Genomic DNA, 18,601 nt, shown 5'->3' with positions numbered 1-18,601 from the left:
GCTGAACGTCGTGTAGGCAGGCCCGCCGTAAAATGGAAAGGTGACCGGCTCTAGTTCTCCGCCAAGTGCTTCGACGGGTACCACAGCTGAGTCAGAAGTGCCGTACCCGGGTGGCTGATAGAACAACAGGGTGCGCGCTACTTCTCGGGGCATCCGCCACGCGACAGAGTCTCCATCCGCATTCACTCGTCGCTCGACGACATATTCCTCTGGCTCGCTCACAAAGTTGTGCACCCGAATCGAATCAGTGGGCGGTGACGTGTTGAGAAGAACGAGGCCTTTGCCGAGCGAGCACGTCTCTTGAGCATGAGCGCTGCCAAGCGAAGTCGCGAGCATTGCACAGCAAAGCCAAGAGGCGGCAGGTAGGGAGGGCATCGGGCTTAGATCAGTGGCGAGGGTTACTGAGAGGCTAGGTGAGACGATGCTTAGGCGCAAGGGGATTGGTGAAGACGTGCAGCGAACCTGTTCCGTTGACCAACGTCGTAGGCGCTCGTTTCTCCTCTATCGCTTCTTGTCGTCATGTACGCGCCGGTTCTCTGGTGGCTCAAGCAAGACTTCCGCTTTGCTGACAACCCTGCGCTGTGTGCGGCCCTCGCCGAGGCCGAGGCACGGCGGACGACCGTGCTGCCCGTGTTCTGCGTCGAGCCGGCGATTCTGAACGCCGAGGAGACGGGGCCGCTGCACGTAGCCGCCTGGGCCGAGGCGCTCGCCGACCTCCGCGCCCGGCTCCGCACGCACGGCGGCGATGTGCTCGTCCTACACGCCGACGCCGTCGAGGCCTTCGATCGGCTGTACGCGGCACTCACGGAGGCGGGCGATAGCATCGCGGCGATCCACGCGCACGAGGAATACGGATCAGACGTGACGTTCACGCGCGACAAGGCCGTGCGGCGGTGGGCCAAGGCGCAGGGCATCGCGCTGCACGAGCATCGGCAGACGGGCGTCTTCCGTCCGTTGCGAGACCGCGACGCACGCACGAAGCGCTGGAAGCAGTTCATGGCCGACGGCCCGCTCGCCGCGCCCGATGCGGAGGCGCTCCAACGTATCCAGGTCCCCGAGGTCGCCCGTGCGCTCGAAGCATCCGTCGCGGCGCTCCTCGACGATTCTGCCGAAGCGCCGGTCGCCGTGCCCGCGGCACTCGGCCATCCGCTCACGGAGGCGCAGCAAGCGCACCGGCAGGCGGTCAGCGAGACGGAGGCGCAGACCACCCTCGATGACTTCCTCAATCGGCGTGGGCTGTGCTACTCCGGCGGTATCTCGTCGCCCAACACGGCGTTCCGGTGCGGCTCGCGGCTCTCGGTGCACCTCGCCTGGGGAACGCTCACCGGGCGGCAGGCCTACGCCGCGACCGAGCAGCGCATCCTCGAACTCGCGCAGATCGGTCATCCCGACGCCGGGCGCTGGCGCAAGTCGCTGCGGAGCTTCCTGAGCCGCCTTCACTGGCGCGACCACTTCGTGCAGCGCCTCGAATCGGAGCCGCAGATGGAGTTCGCGCCGCTCAACGCTGCCTACGCTGCGCTCCCCACACCGGGCGACCACCACCTCGACGCGTGGCTCGTGGGTCGGACGGGCTGGCCGCTCGTGGACGCCTGCATGCGCTGCCTCGCCGCGACGGGCTTCCTCAACTTTCGCATGCGTGCGATGGTGACGAGCGCCGCCGTCCACAGCCTCCGCATCGGCTGGCGCACGACGCTCTACCCGCTCGCGCAGCGCTGGGCCGACTACGTCCCCGGCATCCATATCTCGCAGACGCAGATGCAGGCGGGCGTTGTCGGCATCAACCAGCTCCGCGTCTACTCGCCGCACAAGCAACTCGCCGACCACGACCCCGAGGCGCGGTTCGTGAAGCAGTGGATCCCCGAACTCGCCGACGTCCCGGCGCTGTCGATCCTCTACCACCACGATCACCCCGTAGACGGCTATCCGGCCCCGCTCGTCGACTGGGCCGCGTCCTCGAAGGCGATGAAGGCCGACTACTACGCCATCAAGCGCCGCCCGGAGACGAAAGCCCTCGCCGACGCCGTCTACGCCCGGCACGGCTCGCGGCGCTCGCCGTCGTCTCGGACGTGGAGATCCAACGGGTCGACGTCAAAACGGACGCGCCCGAAGCCGCCCCAGCGACCTGGTCCCGCCCCGCTTTTCGAGCAAGACGGACGGTGAGCGTGCTGGCGGCGTCCATACCTTTCCTCTCACTACCTCCCACCACGCTCGCCTCGTCTCGTGCGCCCGCTCGCCGACTACCCCGACGCCACCCTCCGGATCTTCGACCGCCCGCCGCTGCCCTCGCCCGCCGCGCTCGACGATGTGTATCTCATCGGCATCTGCGGCAAGGGCATGGGTGCGCTCGCCGAACTGCTACGCGAGGCAGGCTATGCCGTCCGCGGCAGCGATGCCGCCGCCTACCCGCCGATGAGCACGCGACTTGATCGTCTTGGCATTCGCGTGCTCGAAGGCTACGACCCCGCGCACCTCGCACCCACGTCTGAGCGGGGGGCACCGAGCCTCACCGTCGTTGGCAACGCCTGCACGCCGACGCACCCGGAGGCCGCCTACGCCCGCGACCACGGCCTCGTCCAGACTTCGTTGCCGGGCGCGCTCGCGCACGTCTTCTTGCAGCAGCGCCGGAGCCTCGTCGTGGCCGGGACGCACGGGAAGACGACGACCACGGGGCTGCTCGCGCACGTGCTCCGCGAGGCCGGCCGCGCCCCTAGCTTCCTCGTCGGCGGCGTGATGGCAGGTCTCGACCGGACGTGCGCCGTCGGCAGCGGGCCGCACTTTGTCATCGAGGGCGACGAGTACGACAGTGCCTACTTCGACAAGCGCCCGAAGATGCTGCTCTACCGGCCCACCGACGCGATCGTGACCTCGCTAGAGTTCGACCACGCTGACATCTACGACGACTGGGACGACTACCGCGCCGCGTTCGAGGCCTTCGCCGCGCTCGTTGGCACCTACGGCAGCCCGGTCACAGGGGTACCTGGCACGCTCGTCCTCAACGGCGACGACCCACACGTCCGCGCGCTCGCCGACCATACCACGGCCGCCGTGCGCACGTTTGGCCTCGACGCGGGCAACGACGTGACGGCGCAGAACGCCCGGGCTGGAGAGGGCGGCCAGCGCTTCGACCTCGTCGTGGACGGCGCGACCGTCGCGGAGGTCTTCCTGCCGATGAGCGGCGCGCACAACCGCATGAACGCGCTCGCCGTGTCCGCGCTCGCGCTCGCCGAGGGGCTGTCGCCTGACGAGGTCGCGGCTGGATTGGCGACGTTCCGCGGCATGCAGCGGCGACAAGAGGTGAAGGGGCAACCCGGCGGCGTGCTGGTGGTGGACGACTTCGCGCACCACCCGACAGCCGTGGCGAAGACGCTCGACGCCGTCCGCGAGCGCTGGGCGGCGCGCCGCCTCGTGGCCGTGTTCGAGCCGCGCAGCAACTCGTCCCGCCGCAAGCTCTTCGAGGCTCGCTACGCCGAGTCCTTCGACGCCGCCGACGCGGTCTTCCTCAAGACGCCGCCGCTGCGCCACAACGACGACCCCGCCGACTTCCTTGACCCGCAGGCCGTCGCCGCCGAGATCACGCGCCGCGGCACGCCCGCCGCTGCCTACGAGAGTGTCGACGCGCTCCTGCCCGACCTGCTCGCCGAACTCCGCCCTGGCGACCTCGCGCTCGTGATGAGCAACGGCTCGTTCGACGGGCTGATGGGGCGGCTCCTCGGTGCGCTCGGGGAGTGATTCAGTAGTGCTGTTCTTCAGGGGTTCAGTAGGGACATGTTCATCGATACTGAAAAACTGAACCACCGAGTCACCGAAACACTCCGGCCTCGCCGGATCGTGTCGTTGGTGCCGAGCCAGACGGAGCTGCTGGCCGGCCTCGGGCTGGATGACGAGGTCGTGGGGCTGACGCGGTTTTGCGTGCACCCAGCGGGGTGGAAGGCGCGCAAGCAGATCGTCGGCGGGACGAAGAGCGTGCGGCTCGACCGGGTGGCGGCGCTCGCGCCGGACCTCGTGATCGCCAACAAGGAGGAGAACGTCCGCGAGCAGGTCGAGGCTATCGCTGAGGGTTGTCCCGTCTTCGTCACCGACGTGGCCACGGTCGCCGATGCCCTCGCGATGATCCGCGAGGTGGGCGCACTGGTGGAGCGGAGTACTCAGGCTACGGCGCTCGTCGACGAGATCGCGGCCGGGTTCGGCGCGCTCGCTCGGGAAGCCACGGAGGCGGCCCCACTGCGGGTGGCCTACCTCATCTGGCGCGACCCGTGGATGACCATCGGCGGCGACACGTTTATCCACGACGTGCTCCAAAAAGCGGGTTTCGTGAACGTCTTCGGCGATCATACGCGCTACCCTGTTGTCACAGCCGACGACCTCCGCGCCGTTGCACCCGACCTCGTGCTGCTCTCGTCGGAGCCGTACCCGTTCAAGCCCGCGCACCACGGCGAGATTGCCGCAGCCCTCCCCGGCGTGCGCGTCCACGGCATCGATGGTGAACTGTGCTCGTGGTACGGCAGCCGCCTGCGCCACACGCCCGCGTACCTGTCGCAACTGCGCGAGACGTTGGCCTGAACGCGTGGGCTCAACGCAAAGCGCCGAGCGGCCAGAAGGCAGCCCGGCGCGGCGTCTGTGGTGCGAGCAGAGGAGTACGCTGGCGTCTAGGCCACGGCCTTCGAGAAGGGTCGCCAGACCGGCACGAGTGACGGGGCCTGCACGGCGGCCATGACGAGGCTGCTCACGGCGGAGAGGACGACCAGCGCTGGCAGTGCGAAGAGCGACAGCAGCCCACCCGCCATCGCCAGGGCGACGCCTGCGCCTGCGTCGGCAGGCAGCAGCAGCGGGAGGAGGAATTCGTTGGCGCCGATGGTCAGGCCGAGCACGAAGAGGCCCGTGAGGGTGCCGAGGCGAAGCGCGCGGATCGGGCGGCCGGTCATCGTCACGAAGGCGCGCACGGCGAACGCGCCGGCACCAATGCCGAGGGCGGCCAGCGCGACCGCGAACACGTCAGCGGCGAGGCCCTGGTTGTGCATCACGATCAGGAGCACGTTCGCAAGGCTGCCGAAGACGACGGCGCTACGGGTAGCGGCGGTGAGTTCGTGGCGCATGAGGTTCGAGGGAGGGGGACAGTAGATTGCGCCCGAGCCGCTTGCAAACCGCCGTCCGAAACCCATGCTGCTGCGCCCGCTGGCCCAAATCCTCGCATTCACGCTGTCGATTGTCGCATTGTGCAGCACCGCAGCCCCGGTGAACGCCCAGCCGGCCGAGGTGCCCGCGTTACGAGACGCCCCAGTGCGTTACGACGACGACCACCTCAGCGCTGCCGAGCACCGCGCCCGCCGCGACGCTCTCCTCAACGCGCTGCCCGGCGACGCCGTCGCGCTCGTCTTCAGCGCGCCGGTCCGCAACCGCCAGAACGACGTCGACTTCGAGTACCGCCAGGACAGCGACCTGCTCTACCTCACCGGCACCCACGAGCCGGGCTCGGTGCTGCTCCTCGCGCCCGGCGGCGTGCAGGTCGAGGGCGAGACCGTCGTGGCAGTGCTCTTCGTGCCGCCGCGCGACCCGGCGCACGAGATCTGGGAGGGCCGCCGCTTCGGCGTCGAGCGCGCCCAGGCCGACCTCGGCATCCAGCGTGCCGTCTCTATCGAGCAGTTCGAGGCCGTCGTGACGCCGATCCTCGTCGATCCCGACCGGGGTGACGGGACGAAGGAGGGCGGGCGGACGCTCTACCTGCTCCCGCGCGCCGATGGCATCCCCGACGGCTCCGCCCTTGCCGACCAACTCGCGCTCGTTGACGCACACCTGCCGCCGGTGCACCTCTCCGGTCGCACGGCGCAGATGGTCTTCGACAGCCTCGTCGGCATCGACAACGCTGAGGCCTACGCGAGCATACGGACGATGCTCGGCCTCGCGCCCGACACCAACCCCACCGAGCAGGGTGCGCAGGTCCTCGCTGCCGTCCAGGACGATGCCCTCGTGCAGGACGTGCTCGACGCCGTACGCGACCACCCTACGTTCGACGCCTGGATCGCCTGGCGTGATGCCTTCCTCGCCAACAAGCCCAACACGCGCGTTCTGCGGACCTACCTCGACCAGGCGCGCAGCATCAAGTCCGCAGCCGAGTTGGCGCTGCTGCAGACAGCTGTCGACATCACCGCGCTGGCGCTCACCGAGGCGATCCGCTCCATCGAGCCAGGCATGGCCGAGTACGAGGTCGAGGCGCTCATCGAGTACGTCTTCAAACGCAACGGCGCGGAGGCGCCGGGCTACCCGAGCATCGTCGGGTCCGGTGAGAATGCGGTGATCTTGCACTACACCTCCAACCGGCGCCCGATGGAGGCAGGCGATATGCTCGTCATGGATGTCGGAGCTGAGGTGCGCGGCTACACCGCCGACGTGACGCGCTCCGTTCCGGTCGATGGCACCTTCTCCGACGCCCAGCGCGCGATCTATGCCCTTGTCCTCCGCGCCAACGAAGCTGCCATCGACGCGACGCGCGCGGGCAACGACTTCCGCGCGCCGCACCGAGCCGCGCAGACGATCATCGCCGAGGGGCTGATCGAACTGGGCTTGATCGACGACCCAGCGCAGGTGCGGCGCTTCTTCATGCACGGCACGAGCCACTACCTCGGCCTCGACGTGCACGACGCGGGCGACTACGGGCCGCTCCAGCCCGGCCAGGTCATCACCATCGAGCCGGGCATCTACATCGCCGCGAGCGACGACGTACCCGAGGCCTACCGGAACCTCGGCGTTCGCATCGAAGACGACGTGCTCGTCACCGAAGGCGCTCCGGTCGTGATGTCTGCCGCCATCCCAAAGACCATCGACGCCCTCGAAGCGCTCATGGCCGAGACAGGCCTCGGCAACGAGACCGCAGGGACGCTCAAGCCCTAAACGGGCTCCTTCGAGGCAACCGCGTCAGGAGCCTGGCGCACCACGCGCGCGGGGTGTCCGGCGACGGTCGTGTGCGCGGCGACATTCTCACGGACGAGGGAGGCTCCGCCGACGATCGCCCCTGTGCCGATGGTTAGCGGCTCCGCGCCCGCAACGATGGTGGAACGCATGCCGACGTAGGCTCCGTCTTCAATCGTGATGTAACTGCGCGCTTGGCCTTTGCCGTGCAGCGCAAAGTAGCAGCCATACGAGACGATGACGCCGTCGCCGATGGTCGTGTGCGACGGCTCGACGTCGTCGAGGTAGCACTTCATCCCGATGAACACGCCGCGCCCGATGCGAAAGCCGACGAGGCGGTATAGGACGATGCGGAGCCCGTTGAACGGGATGTTCGGAATCAGGACGACATTGAGGGTTTTCCGAATCGGCTTCCACACGAGCAGCCACAGCGGGTAGCGGGCGTAGTAGGGGACGGGACGCTGGCGTGCCCTGTAGTAGCGTTCGAGCAGCTTCATGGGCGGCCTGGAGTCCGGCTCACAGCGCGATCACCGTCGCAGCGAGCACGCCCTCCGACGCCTGGATGCGCGCGAGGGCCTCATCGCTAAGGTTGCCCTGGAATCGGATGCGCGCGCAGGCCGCAGCGTGTCCGGCGAAGATGAGGTTTTCCATCTCCTGCACGTTCCAGCCCGCCTGCCGGACGTGGTCGAGGACGCCCGCGAGGACGCCGACCTGGTCGCGGTGGCGCACCGTGAGGAGGTGCGTCGCTGGCGTGGCGACGGCGAGGTTGACCACGTTCGGGACCTGGCCTGTCTCGGCATAGGTCAGGATCACGCGCGCCGCTTCCTGGCCGATGGCTTCGGTTGCTTGCGCCGTAGACGCGCCGATGTGGTGCGTGAGGTAGAGGTCGTCGGCGAGCGGGTGCGTCCAGTCGGTCTGCTTGGCGGCGGGCTCGCCTGCGGGGACGTCCGTAGCCGCGCGGATGCCCTTCTCGCGGACGGCCCAGGCGAGCGCCTCCTCGTCCACGACGCTCTCGCGCGCGGTGTTGAGGAAGAATGAGCCCGGCTGCATCGCCTCGAAGAAGGCTCCGTTGGCGAGGTGGTGCGTCTCGGGCGTCGCGGCCACGTGCAGGCTCACGATGTTGGCGCGGGCCGCCACCTTCATCGGCGACTCCGCGTAGCCGATGCCGAGCGCGGTCGCCTGCTCCGGCGTCAGCGAGCGGCTCCACGCCACCACAGGCATGCCGAACCCGCGCGCGCGCTCCACCATGGCCCGCCCGATGTGGCCCATCCCGACGAGGCCAAGCGTCCGGCCCTTGAGCCCGCGTGCCTTCGAGAACCCGGCTTTGTCCCAGCGCCCGGCTCGTGCTGCGATCACGTTGTCTGGGATGCGACGGTCGAGCGCGACGATCAGTCCGAACGCCAATTCGGCAACGGCCGCGGCGTTCTTGCCGGGGCAGTTCGCCACGAAGAGCCCCCGCTCCGCCGCGCCCGCCACGTCGATGGTGTCTACGCCGGCTCCGGCGCGCACGACCAACTCCAGCGCGTTCGAGGCGTCGAGTGCTTCGGCCGTCACCTTGGTCGAGCGGACGAGAAGTACCTGCGGCTGCTCCGTACGCAGCGCCTCGACGAGCGCGTCGCCCTTGAGCGTGGGGTCGTACGCGACCGTGTGCCCGGCTGCGCGGAGTTCGTCCTGCGCCGCGTCGGAGAATTTGTCTGCGATGAGGAGGTGCATGGGGAGAGTGAGGCGGTGGGTCGGTGCGGCGGTGTCGCTGTGGGTGGACGCGCGCGATCACCGCAACACCCCCTCACTGCAACACGGCCTCACTCAAAACAGATGAACCAGCAGGCCGCTGCGGAGCTTGGGCTCGAACCAGGTCGACTTCGGCGGCATGAGCTCGCCCGCGTCCGAGACGTCGAGGAGTTCCTCGGGGTCGGTGGCATACATCGCGATGCCGAGCTCCGCCTCGCCGATGTTGACGAGGCGTTCGAGCTCGCCGGTGCCGCGGATACCGCCCACGAAGGCGATGTTCTCGTCCGTGCGCGGGTCGCTGATCCGGAGCAGCGGCTCTAGAATGTGCTCGGCGAGGCGTGCCACGTCGAGCGTGTCCGCCACGCCGCCGCGCTCCGTCTCGGGGAGGTCGAGGCGGTACCACTGGCTATCGCCGAAGTAGATGCGGATCTCGCCGGGCTGGTCGGGGTCGGCAAAGAGGACCGGCTCCACGTCGAACTGGTATTCGAGCTGCTGGAGGAAGCGCCGCTTGCCGGCGGGCAGCTTCTTGATAGTGCGGTTGTAGGGCAGGATCTCCATCTCCTCAACGGGGAAGAGCACGGCCGGGAAGCGCTGAGCCTCGGGGTTGCCGGGGCGCTCTTTGGCCGCGCGGCTCGCGGCGGCGCAGCGGTGATGCCCGTCGGCGATGTAGAGGTGGTCAACCTCGGCGAAGGCGTCCACGAGTGGCTGCGGGGCGTCGACCTTCCAGATCGTGTGCTGGACGCCGTCGGTGGCGGTGAAGTCGTAGAGCGGCTTGTCCTCCATCGCGTCGTTCACGAGGGCATCGATGGCGTCGGTGCCGCGGTAGGTGAGCATCACCGGCTCGGCGTGCGCCTCCTGCGTGAGGATGTGTCGCGTGCGATCGTCCTCCTTCGTGGGGCGGGTCTTCTCGTGCTTGAGGATGGTGTCGTCGTCGTACTCGGCAACGCTCACGCAGGCAAACACGCCGACTTGCGGGCGCTCGTCCATGACGAGCTGGTAGACGTAGAGCGCGGGCGTCACCTCCTGGACGGTGGCCTCGTCGGCCGCGAGCGCGCGGAGGTTCTGTGCACCCTTGGCATAGACAGCCTCATCATGCTCGTCGGTGCCAGGCGGCAGGTCGATCTCGGGGCGGATGACGTGCAGGAAGGAGCGGGGGCGACCCTCGGCGAGCTGGAGCGCTTCTTCGGTGTTGATGACGTCGTAGGGGACGCAGGCGACTTCCTCGGCGTGCTCCGGGAGTGGGCGCAGCGCGCGGAAGGGGTGGACCGTGGCCATGGGTAGGAGAAAGACAGGCGGGTCGAACAGCAACGAAGCCGAAAAATAGGGACACTCGGCTGGTTTTGAGCCGGGTGGGACCGCGGCTCCCCGAAGGTAGCCCTCCTACTTTATCGGATCTTTACCAGATTCCGTCTCTCGCAGCGGAACGACCGCCCTGTTGCCCCATACATTGGTACACACACTGCGGGGTGGAGAAGTGGTATCTCGTCGGGCTCATAACCCGAAGGTCGCAGGTTCGAATCCTGTCCCCGCTACTACCGAACGCCGGTCCTATTCCAGGATCGGCGTTTTCTGTTGAGGTTGGCTGCCATGGGGTGCGATGGTTCGAGGGCACGGTGCCTCAGTCCTGCGAGCCGTCCCGCACCCCGTCTTGCTCCGAGACGAGCCGTTCCCGGACTGCCTTCGCCACGGCCGCGATGCCGGAATGGACGTGGAGCTTCTCGTAGATGTGCTGCACGTGCGTGTTGACGGTGTTGGGCGCGATGAAGAGGCGCGCGGCGATCTCCTTCTGCGAGTAGCCCTTGGTCATCTCGGCGAGGACGTCGCGCTCCCGGTTGGTGAGGCCATAATCCTGAGGAGCCTGGTGCGTCTGGAAAAACGTAGCCACTTGACGGGCGACGGGGGCGGGCATGAGCATGCCGCCGCGATGGGCCTGCCGTACGCCGTCGAGCAGCTGGTCTACGCCTGCGTTTTTGAGGAGGTAGCCCGAGGCGCCCGCGCCAAGCGCACGGTAGATCGTTGCAGCGTCGTCGCGGATGGTGAGCATCAGGATGCGGGTCTCGGGCAGCCGAGCCTTGAGGTGTCCCAGTCCTTCGATCCCGTCCATACCAGGGAGGTTGACATCGAGGAGTAGCACCTCAGGGCGAGCCTCCGCCGCAGCGCCCAGGTCGATCCAGGCTCGCGCCTCCTCGACACTGCCAAAGGTCTCGCCGCAGGTCATCCCCGGCGTCTGGTCGAGCACGAGCCTCAGCGTGTCGCGATAGGCCGCGTCGTCTTCGACCACCCAGACGCATAGGGAGGAAGATCCAGTCATGACGGAGGGAAGCGTTGGAAGCGAAGGAGACGGCTGCAGGGCAATGGCAGGCATGCGTTTACGCGGTGGGGCAGACGGGAAAGGTAGGCGAGGGTACACGCTGAATGGGTGTGCTCTAGGGTAGAAGTCCAGCAGAGGGCGCCGCATCCTGTGAACGCATGAGATGGCCCCAGTCGCCCTGCGTCGTCACGGACGGGCACGAGCACTCTTGGAGAACGAGCGGCGGGGCTGAGCATGAGTGCTGGCACAAGGACTTGGCGTGAGAAGGGAACCCTTTCTATATTGCGCGGTCTTGACTTCAGACATGCGCTCATGGGGCTACTCGTTCGCTCCCAAGGTGCCCACCGTTGTTGGGGCTGAGCGCTGGCGCCGAGACCCTGATGACGGACATAGGCGCGACCGCGAGCTTCCGATGGTCTGAGCACGATGGCTCGGTTCTTGTCGCACGCGCATCGTCACTCTGCCCTGTCGAGGCTGTCCCCCAAGCTGGCTTGCCCTCCTCTCGCCTTGATCCCCACGGTCGTCTGATGTAGTTGGCGTTCGCGCGCTGCTCCATCGATGCCTCGCTGGTACGCACCTGCCCTGGCCCGCGTCGGGCTAGCCCGCCTCCCCTGATCTTCTCTGTTTCACTCGCCACGCCGTCTGCGTGGTCGCTCTGTAGGGCCTGCCGTCCTGGCCTGGCCGCGCGCAGAGCCACTACGGGTCGCTGTGGCCTACTCGACCGCTTCCGTCCGCCCCGTGCGTGGGCGCGAAGCCTTTCCCAACCGCACTGATTCATGGCACGTACCCCTAGCGCTAAGCGCGCTGAGCAAGACGCCGCGTCGGCGTCTCCCGCCTCGCAGGACACGCAGGCCCAGCCCGATGCCCCGGACGCGCAGACCGCCGCCGAGGGCACGGAGCAGGCCGAGGCGCCCCCTAAACGCACCCGCCGCACCCGCGCGAGGAAGGTCGAGGTCGCAGAGGCCGACGCCGAGCAGGCCGCGTCTGACGACGCTAAGCCGAAGCCGCGCCGCCGTAGCACCCGCCGCAAAAAGGCCGCGCCTGCCGCCGAGACCGCTGCGGCTGAAGCCGAAGCGGCTCCGGCTGCTGCCCCCGCGGCAGAAGCCGACAGTGCTCCCGCCGCAGACGAAGCCCTCGCGGAAACGAAGCCGCGCCGCCGTCGGACCCGCCGCAAGGCCGAGCCTGAGCCCGTAGCCTCCAGCGACGACGCGCAGGACGACGCGCCCGTGGCCGCCAGCGACGCCGCCGCCAGCGACGCCCCCCCGCAGGGCCGCGACGATGCCGGCGAGTCCGACAGCGACGACGACGGCCGGTCCAGCCGCAACGGTCGTAGCAAGCGCAGCAAGCGCAGCCGCTCCAAGAAAGGCAACAAGGGCGGCAGCAGCAGCAAGCCCGGCGTCCCGTTCGAGGGCATGCTGGAGATGATCGGCGACAAGAAGTTCGGCTTCATCCGCGATCTTCACTACGCGCTGCCGAAGGGCGACAACGACTCGTTCATGCCGCCCCCGCTCATCCAGAAGTTCAACATCCGCGACGGCGCAGTCATCAAAGGCGAGCTCAAGCCCGGCCGCAAAGGCGCCATGCAGGTCTCGCAAGTCGATGCTGTGATGGGCATGGAGCCCGACGAGTGGAAGCAGGTCGAGGACTTCGACCGCGGCCTCGTCGTCTATCCGAACGAGAAGTTCAACCTCGTCACGAGCCCGACCGATATCTCGATGCGAGTCGTGGAGCTCGTCGCTCCGCTCGGCAAGGGGCAGCGCGCGCTCATCGTCGCGCCGCCGCGCACGGGCAAGACGGTGATGCTCAAGAAGCTCGCCACCGGCATCGCGCACAACCACCCCGACACGAAGCTCATCGCGCTCCTCATCGACGAGCGCCCGGAGGAGGTCACCGACTTCATCCGCAACACGCCCGCGCGCGTCTTCGCCTCGTCGAACGACTTCCAGGAAGACAACCACGTCCGCGTGGCCACGCTGGCGTTCGAGTACAGCCGCCGTCTCGTCGAGCAGGGCCACGACGTGGTGATGCTCCTCGACTCGATCACGCGCCTCGGCCGCACGTTCAACATGTTCAAGGGCGGCTCCGGCCGCACCATGTCGGGCGGCCTCGACTCAAAGGCGCTCGTCGTCCCCCGCCGCATCTTCGGCGCGGCGCGCAACATCGAAGGCGGCGGCTCGCTCACGATCATCGCTACGGCGCTCATCGAGACGGGCAGCCGCATGGACGACGTGATCTTCGAGGAGTTCAAGGGCACCGGCAACGCAGAGATCGTCCTCGACCGCGAACTCGCCGACAAGCGCATCTTCCCAGCGATCAACCTCCGCAAGTCGGGCACGCGCAACGAGGAACGCCTCCTCGGCGACGCGACCGTCCAGCACCACATGCTGCTCCGCGCGCTCAACTCGCGCCACCCCGTCGAGGCGATGCAGGCGCTCATCAAGCACGTTCAGATGTCGCCGACGAACGCGCACCTGCTCAACGAGCTGATCCCCGCCGAACTGTAGGCGGCTCCATCCAACAGCACCGCATCCAACAGCACCGCGCCTCGATCTCCCAGTGGGATCGAGGCGCGGTGTATGTGAGCAGGAGGGCCGTATGAAAACGCAAACGGCTGCTGTCTACTTTTGCCAGGCGAGTCCGTGCTTCCAGACTGAGCGGATGCGGCGGATGGTTGCTGCTTCCTCCAAGGAGAGCACTCCGTCGGCGCGAGCGACGCGGCCTAGGTCGGCAAGGACGGCGAGGCGCGTAGCCTCGTCCAGCCACTCGGCGAGGGAGGCGGCTAGGCAGTCTACGTTGCATAGCGTGCCTCCGCGGTAGGCCGTCAGGGCCGTCGTTACAACGGAGCGAACCTGCGCGCCGCTCAGCCTCGGCACCCAGCGCTGGACGAGGTGGACGATCGCGGCTTCTTCACGGGGGTGCAGCGTACGGTCTTGTCCGTAGGTTACGGCTAAATAGAGAAGAACCAGACGGTGCAGTTGCTCGGACGAGGGAGAATTCGACATCAGGACTAGAGACTTGCGGGGAGAAGGGCAGCTAGAAGTGCATGAGCCTACCTCAGTCAAACCGCGTGCCTGTTCGGTCAGTCACACCGCCGCTTTAGTCGCCGCATTCAGCTTCTTGAAATGTTCATCTTTTATATTGAATGTGGCCGCGTCGGTGTTTTCCTCCAGGTGAGCCAGGCTACCGGTACCTGGAATAGGTAGCATCGTGGCCGAGCGCCTGAGCAGCCAGGCGAGCGCTACCTGCGCGTGCGTAGCTCCCAGCGCCTCGGCGGTCTCGGTGAGGACATCGCTGCTGGTAAGCTTGCCAGCGTCAAGGGGGTACCATGGGATAAAGCCGATGCCATGTGCGTCGCAATGGTCGACGACAGCCTCGTGCTCGCGGTGGCCGAGGCTGTAGCGATTTTGCACGGTGGCTACCGTGAAGTGCTGGGCCGCCGCCTCGATCTCGGCAACGCCGACTTCCGAGAGTCCGAGGTGCACCACCTTGCCCTCGTCCTGCAAGTCTTTGAGCACGCCAAACTGCTCGTCCTGCGGCACGCGCGGGTCGATGCGGTGGAGTTGGTAGAGCGGGATCGCGTCGAGCTTGAGGCGACGCAGGCTCATCTCGCAGCACTGGCGCAGGTACTCGGGCCGCCCGACGGGAGCCCATTGGCTCGGCCCCTGTCGCGTGAGCCCGCCCTTCGTGGCGATCACGATCCCGTCGGCATACGGGTACAGCGCTTCGGCGATGAGGTCTTCAGAGACGTCCGGGCCGTAGGCATCGGCAGTGTCGATGAACGTGATGCCGAGGTCCACCGCACGGCGTAGCACCGCGAGGGCGTTCGCGTGATCCTTCGGAGGCCCCCAGACACCGTCGCCCGTGATGCGCATCGCGCCGAAGCCGAGGCGATGCATAGGCGTGGTGCCGCCGAGGTGAAAGGTGCCGGAACCGTGAGCGGGAAGCGTAGCCATGGGACGCAGGAGAAAAGACGTGAGCGGGACGTGAATGTGGCCTACGCGCTCGCAGTCTCGATGGCTCCGACCTCAGCGAGGCGCGCGGTCTCCGGGGCATCGAGGCCGAGACGGTCGCGCAGCACCGAGGCGGTGTCCGAAGCGTAGGCGGGGGGCGGCGCCAGGTCCTTTGTTGCAGCGCCCTCCATCCGAAACGCAGCCTGGCGGACGGCTGCGAGACCGTCGGCCCGCACGACCTGCGCTTGTGGACCGGGCTCGGCAAACACCTCGGGCAGCGACCGCACGCCACCCGCAGGGACGTGCAATGCGTGGAGGTCCGCAAGAAGATCATCGCGCTCGTGTGTGAGAATCGGCGGGGCGAGCTGTGCTTCGAGGGCTACGCGGTGGCGCACGCGGGCCGCGTTGGTGGCAAAGCGCGGGTCGTCAGGCAACGCGTCGAGGCCGAGCACCGCGCAGAGGTGCGCGAACTGGCGGTCGGTACCCACCGCGAGCAGGAGGTCACGCCCGTCGGCGGTGCGGAAGAGCGAGCCGTAGGGCGCAATGTTGGGGTGAGCCGAGCCCATCCGCTGCGGACTGTGACTGGCGTTGAGCCAGTTACTTGCCTGGTTGACAAGCGCACTTACGGCGGCATCCAGCAGCGCGACATGGACAGCGGTGCCCTCGCCCGTCCGCTCGCGCTGGAGGAGCGCCACGAGGATCGCCTGCTTCAGTTGGTGCGCGGCGAGCACATCCACCAGCGCGACGGGCAGCTTCGTCGCCGGGCCGTCGGGGGCGCCGTTCATGAACATCCAGCCGCTCTCGGCCTGCACGACGGCGTCGTAGCCCGCACGCGGGTTGTCCGGGCCGTAGCCCGAGATCGAGGCGACGATCGCACGGGGGTTCAGCGCTCGCAGCGTCGGCGTGTCGGCGCCGAGGCGCGCGTCAGCGCCGGGGCGAAACGAGGTCAGCACCACGTCGCTCTGTTGGACGAGGCGATGCAGCAGGGCGCGGCCCTCGGTGTGGGCGAGGTCGAGCGCGAGCGATCGCTTGCCCCAGTTGATGGCCGTGAAGTAGGCTGGCCGGTCGGTCTCGGGCTCGGTGGGCAGTCGCCAGCGCCGCGTCACATCGCCGCGCGTGCGTGGGCTCTCTACCTTGAGCACAGTCGCGCCGAGTTCGGCGAAGAACTGCCCCACGCTCGGCCCAGCGAGGACGCTCGCCAGTTCCAGCACCACGAGGTCGGCGAAGGGCAGCATCGAGTGTCGTTGGGGCTTACTCGATCGTCTTGAACAGCGCCGCGCCGGGGCGGCGGAAGTTCACGCGCAGGTTCTCGACCGTCGGCGGCTGCGGATCGGGGACATAGGTCTCCTGCTCGCTGTGCCACGCCAACTCGGTGTCCTTCGGGATGTGCATGCTCGCGTCGCCCTCGAAGCTGATGAGCAGGTAGTAGTCTCCGCGCACGAGGCGGAGGCCGAAGCGCCCATGCGCGGTAGAGGTGTACTCGCCGCCGAGCGTCTTGCGCAGCGCGAGCAGGTCCTGGTAGTAGGCCAGCGTGCCTTTGTGCTCCGGCAGGACGAGTTCGCGCCAGTCGAGCTTGCTGTTCTCGAACGTCGCGGGGTCTTGCGGGTCAGGGACGCCGTCGCGGAAGCCCGCGTGGTCGCGCATCTCGCGGCGGCGGCCCGGCAGGATGGTCGGGCCGATCTCGTCGTTGTGGTCGGTGAAGAATTGGAACGGCGTGCGGGCGGCCCACTCCTGGCCTTGGAAGAGGAGCGGCGTGAGCGGCGGGAAGAGCAGCGCTGCCGTTGCCGCGCGGTAGGTGGCCAAGTCGATGTCGTCGGTGAGGCGCGTGCCGCCCGGGCGGTTGCCGACCTGGTCGTGGTTCTGGATGCAGATCACGCACTGGTCGAGGCGCACCTCGGGGCCTTTGCGCGGGTTCGTCTCGGTGCCCCACGCCTTGCCCGTGAGCGGGTTGCGGCGGCCGTCGTAGAACCAGCCCTGCGTGAGCGTGTGCGCGATGTCGCGCGCCTGCGTGCCGATGAAGGCGCCGTAGTAGCCGCGCGAGTCGCCCGCGGTGAAGTTGCGGACCTGGTGGTGGAAGTCGTCCGTCCAGACGCCGTCGAGGCCGTAGCCGGGGGCGTCCTCGTCATCCACGGGGAAGATGAGCGTGTTGAGGTTGCGGTGGTCCTCGGCGATGATGAAGCGGTAGTGCGTCTCGTGCTCGGCCTCGAAGGCGCGGACCGCGTCGCGGAGTTCGCGCAGGAAGTGCGGCTCGGAGCGGTCGCGCAGCGTGTGCGTGGCGTCGAGCCGCAGCCCGTCGAAGTGGTACTCCCGGAGCCAGTAGCGGGCATTCTCGATAAAGAAGGTGCGGACGCCCTCGCTGCCTTCGTCGTCGAGGTTGATGGCGGCGCCCCACGGCGTGCGGGCCTTCTTGGTGAACATCGGCGCGTAGGCGGCGATGTAGGCGCCATCGGGACCGAGGTGGTTGTAGATGACGTCGTGGAAGACGGCGAGGCCGAGTTGGTGGGCCGTGTCCACGAAGGCGCGGAGGTCGTCAGGCGTGCCGTAGGCGCGGCTCGGCGCGAAGAGCGCGGCGTGGTCATAGCCCCAGCTCCAGCGGCCGGGGAAGTCGGCCAGCGGCATCAGCTCGACGGCGGTGATGCCGAGCGCTTTGAGGTGCGGCAGCCTGCGGCGCGCGGCGGCCAGCGTGCCCTCCGGCGTGAAGGTGCCGACGTGCAGTTCGTAGAAGACAAGGTCGGTCTGCGCGAGGCCGCTCCAGTTACCGTCCTGCCAGTCGTAGGCGCTCGGGTCCACGACCTCGCTTGGCCCGTGGACGCCCTCGGGCTGGTAGCGCGAGGCCGGGTCCGGGAACGGCGTCTGGTCGTCCATCTGGAACCGGTAGCGCGCGCCCGCACCGACGCCCTCCACGAACGCCTCGAAGAGGCCCGTGCCCAGGTCCTCCACGGGCGTCATCTCGATGGTCTGGGCCGCGTCGCCTTCGAGGTGGAGCGTGAGCGCAGACGCCTTGGGCGCGAAGCCGCGGAAGCGGGTGCCGCCGTCTTCGACGAGGGCCCCGAGGCGGGGATAAGTCAGGGTAGCAGGTTCAGCCATCGAGTAGCAATCCGGAGGACGGGTAGAAAAATCGTGGGAGAGGATAGGGGCTGCTACCCATTCCGTGCCCCGAACGGTCCAGGCAGACCTACATCAACGGCTGTGCTTGGCCTGGACTTCACGTATACCCGTTTGTAGGGGAATGCCTCCTGATGGCTTTAGGCAGATCTGTGACTCCGAAAAGATAGTTTGGATAGCCGTTCGCGTAGAGCTACCATAAGGCATCCTACCACGGGCTTCTGTTGTTTCACCGGTCGTCTAAGGATCTGCCATGTCGAATAGTCTCTCTCTCTGGTAGCGTAGCACTTGCCCAGTGGTCGCGATGCTTGGCACTCATGGGCCTCACGTTTTCGCTTGTCGCTTCTGCTCTGGTCAGCGCCCAGGGGAGCCAAACCGATTGGTGCGGGACAGTAACACCTGGGTTCGTAGAGCCTCTGGACTACAGCACTCCTGGAGTTACCGGGCCATCACGCCCTACCATTCGTATTCCGGTCGTGTTTCACATTATCTACGACCAAAACGGCATTGGCAACCATACAGATTTAACGATACAGCTTCAGCTTGATTCTCTGAATATCGGATTTAGGGATTCGGATATTGAATTTTATATGCTAGGGGT

The 18,601-nt window shown here is 67.5% G+C and carries 14 protein-coding genes and 1 tRNA gene; 6 read left to right on the top strand and 9 right to left on the bottom strand.

What is annotated here, in order from left to right:
* Window positions 1–519: 519 nt before the first annotated feature.
* Genes AAFU51_11915 through AAFU51_11905 form a run of 3 tightly spaced genes read left to right on the top strand, consistent with a single transcriptional unit; the run spans window position 520 to window position 4,560 of the window.
* The gene (locus AAFU51_11915) at window positions 520–2,160 is read left to right on the top strand and encodes an FAD-binding domain-containing protein (GenBank protein MEO1571964.1); all 1,641 of its coding nucleotides are present in this window, start codon (window positions 520–522) and stop codon (window positions 2,158–2,160) included.
* A 60-nt stretch (window positions 2,161–2,220) separates the two neighbouring features.
* Window positions 2,221–3,729, top strand: a complete 1,509-nt coding sequence (locus tag AAFU51_11910) for a Mur ligase family protein (protein ID MEO1571963.1) — start codon at window positions 2,221–2,223, stop codon at window positions 3,727–3,729.
* Window positions 3,730–3,765: 36 nt separating this feature from the next.
* A complete protein-coding gene (locus tag AAFU51_11905) occupies window positions 3,766–4,560 on the top strand; it encodes a helical backbone metal receptor (GenBank protein ID MEO1571962.1) in 795 nt (264 codons plus the stop codon).
* A gap of 86 nt (window positions 4,561–4,646) precedes the next feature.
* Here the strand turns inward: AAFU51_11905 and AAFU51_11900 are convergent, their stop codons facing one another.
* Window positions 4,647–5,093, bottom strand: coding sequence for a hypothetical protein (locus AAFU51_11900; protein ID MEO1571961.1), 447 nt, complete (start codon window positions 5,091–5,093; stop codon window positions 4,647–4,649).
* 64 nt (window positions 5,094–5,157) lie between these two features.
* Between AAFU51_11900 and AAFU51_11895 the strand changes: the two genes are divergently transcribed.
* Window positions 5,158–6,885, top strand: coding sequence for an aminopeptidase P N-terminal domain-containing protein (locus AAFU51_11895; protein MEO1571960.1), 1,728 nt, complete (start codon window positions 5,158–5,160; stop codon window positions 6,883–6,885).
* Here AAFU51_11895 and AAFU51_11890 read toward each other — a convergent pair.
* The 3 genes from AAFU51_11890 to AAFU51_11880 form a co-directional block, all read right to left on the bottom strand.
* Entirely contained in the window at window positions 6,882–7,400 is a 519-nt protein-coding gene (locus AAFU51_11890; GenBank protein MEO1571959.1) for an acyltransferase, read from the bottom strand. The two genes, AAFU51_11895 and AAFU51_11890, sit on opposite strands and share 4 nt — an antisense overlap.
* 19 nt (window positions 7,401–7,419) lie before the next feature.
* The gene (locus AAFU51_11885) at window positions 7,420–8,616 is read right to left on the bottom strand and encodes an NAD(P)-dependent oxidoreductase (GenBank protein ID MEO1571958.1); all 1,197 of its coding nucleotides are present in this window, start codon (window positions 8,614–8,616) and stop codon (window positions 7,420–7,422) included.
* 93 nt (window positions 8,617–8,709) lie between these two features.
* Window positions 8,710–9,909, bottom strand: coding sequence for a DUF1015 family protein (locus tag AAFU51_11880; protein ID MEO1571957.1), 1,200 nt, complete (start codon window positions 9,907–9,909; stop codon window positions 8,710–8,712).
* Window positions 9,910–10,094: 185 nt separating this feature from the next.
* Between AAFU51_11880 and AAFU51_11875 the strand changes: the two genes are divergently transcribed.
* Window positions 10,095–10,166 (top strand) — tRNA-Met (locus AAFU51_11875).
* Between the two features lie 86 nt (window positions 10,167–10,252).
* Here AAFU51_11875 and AAFU51_11870 read toward each other — a convergent pair.
* Complete coding sequence (locus tag AAFU51_11870; GenBank protein MEO1571956.1) at window positions 10,253–10,945, bottom strand: response regulator transcription factor; 693 nt, start codon at window positions 10,943–10,945, stop codon at window positions 10,253–10,255.
* 776 nt (window positions 10,946–11,721) lie between these two features.
* On the opposite strand from AAFU51_11870, the gene rho reads away from it, so the two are divergent.
* Complete coding sequence (gene rho, locus AAFU51_11865; protein ID MEO1571955.1) at window positions 11,722–13,449, top strand: transcription termination factor Rho; 1,728 nt, start codon at window positions 11,722–11,724, stop codon at window positions 13,447–13,449.
* A 114-nt stretch (window positions 13,450–13,563) separates the two neighbouring features.
* Here the strand turns inward: rho and AAFU51_11860 are convergent, their stop codons facing one another.
* The 4 genes from AAFU51_11860 to treZ form a co-directional block, all read right to left on the bottom strand.
* The gene (locus AAFU51_11860) at window positions 13,564–13,947 is read right to left on the bottom strand and encodes a TerB family tellurite resistance protein (GenBank protein ID MEO1571954.1); all 384 of its coding nucleotides are present in this window, start codon (window positions 13,945–13,947) and stop codon (window positions 13,564–13,566) included.
* 81 nt (window positions 13,948–14,028) lie between these two features.
* The gene (locus tag AAFU51_11855; protein ID MEO1571953.1) at window positions 14,029–14,898 is read right to left on the bottom strand and encodes an aldo/keto reductase; all 870 of its coding nucleotides are present in this window, start codon (window positions 14,896–14,898) and stop codon (window positions 14,029–14,031) included.
* Between the two features lie 41 nt (window positions 14,899–14,939).
* Window positions 14,940–16,130: a CaiB/BaiF CoA-transferase family protein gene (locus tag AAFU51_11850; GenBank protein MEO1571952.1), complete on the bottom strand. Its 1,191-nt coding sequence runs from the start codon at window positions 16,128–16,130 to the stop codon at window positions 14,940–14,942.
* 16 nt (window positions 16,131–16,146) lie between these two features.
* Entirely contained in the window at window positions 16,147–17,982 is a 1,836-nt protein-coding gene (treZ, locus tag AAFU51_11845) for a malto-oligosyltrehalose trehalohydrolase (GenBank protein MEO1571951.1), read from the bottom strand.
* Window positions 17,983–18,601 lie beyond the last annotated feature (619 nt).

Source organism: Bacteroidota bacterium (genome assembly GCA_039821555.1).
Taxonomy (GTDB): Bacteria; Bacteroidota; Rhodothermia; order Rhodothermales; family Rubricoccaceae; genus JBCBEX01.
Note: the sequence above shows the minus strand (reverse complement) of the source record. Positions and strands in the feature narration are given on the sequence as shown.

Bases quoted from the DNA above. Each gene is read 5' to 3' on its own strand.
- AAFU51_11915 (MEO1571964.1), top strand. From the start codon at position 520: ATGTACGCGCCGGTTCTCTGGTGGCTCAAGCAAGACTTCCGCTTTGCT.
- AAFU51_11905 (MEO1571962.1), top strand. From the start codon at position 3,766: ATGTTCATCGATACTGAAAAACTGAACCACCGAGTCACCGAAACACTC.
- AAFU51_11900 (MEO1571961.1), bottom strand. From the start codon at position 5,093: ATGCGCCACGAACTCACCGCCGCTACCCGTAGCGCCGTCGTCTTCGGC.
- AAFU51_11895 (MEO1571960.1), top strand. From the start codon at position 5,158: ATGCTGCTGCGCCCGCTGGCCCAAATCCTCGCATTCACGCTGTCGATT.
- AAFU51_11890 (MEO1571959.1), bottom strand. From the start codon at position 7,400: ATGAAGCTGCTCGAACGCTACTACAGGGCACGCCAGCGTCCCGTCCCC.
- AAFU51_11885 (MEO1571958.1), bottom strand. From the start codon at position 8,616: ATGCACCTCCTCATCGCAGACAAATTCTCCGACGCGGCGCAGGACGAA.
- AAFU51_11880 (MEO1571957.1), bottom strand. From the start codon at position 9,909: ATGGCCACGGTCCACCCCTTCCGCGCGCTGCGCCCACTCCCGGAGCAC.
- AAFU51_11870 (MEO1571956.1), bottom strand. From the start codon at position 10,945: ATGACTGGATCTTCCTCCCTATGCGTCTGGGTGGTCGAAGACGACGCG.
- rho (MEO1571955.1), top strand. From the start codon at position 11,722: ATGGCACGTACCCCTAGCGCTAAGCGCGCTGAGCAAGACGCCGCGTCG.
- AAFU51_11860 (MEO1571954.1), bottom strand. From the start codon at position 13,947: ATGTCGAATTCTCCCTCGTCCGAGCAACTGCACCGTCTGGTTCTTCTC.
- AAFU51_11855 (MEO1571953.1), bottom strand. From the start codon at position 14,898: ATGGCTACGCTTCCCGCTCACGGTTCCGGCACCTTTCACCTCGGCGGC.
- AAFU51_11850 (MEO1571952.1), bottom strand. From the start codon at position 16,130: ATGCTGCCCTTCGCCGACCTCGTGGTGCTGGAACTGGCGAGCGTCCTC.
- treZ (MEO1571951.1), bottom strand. From the start codon at position 17,982: ATGGCTGAACCTGCTACCCTGACTTATCCCCGCCTCGGGGCCCTCGTC.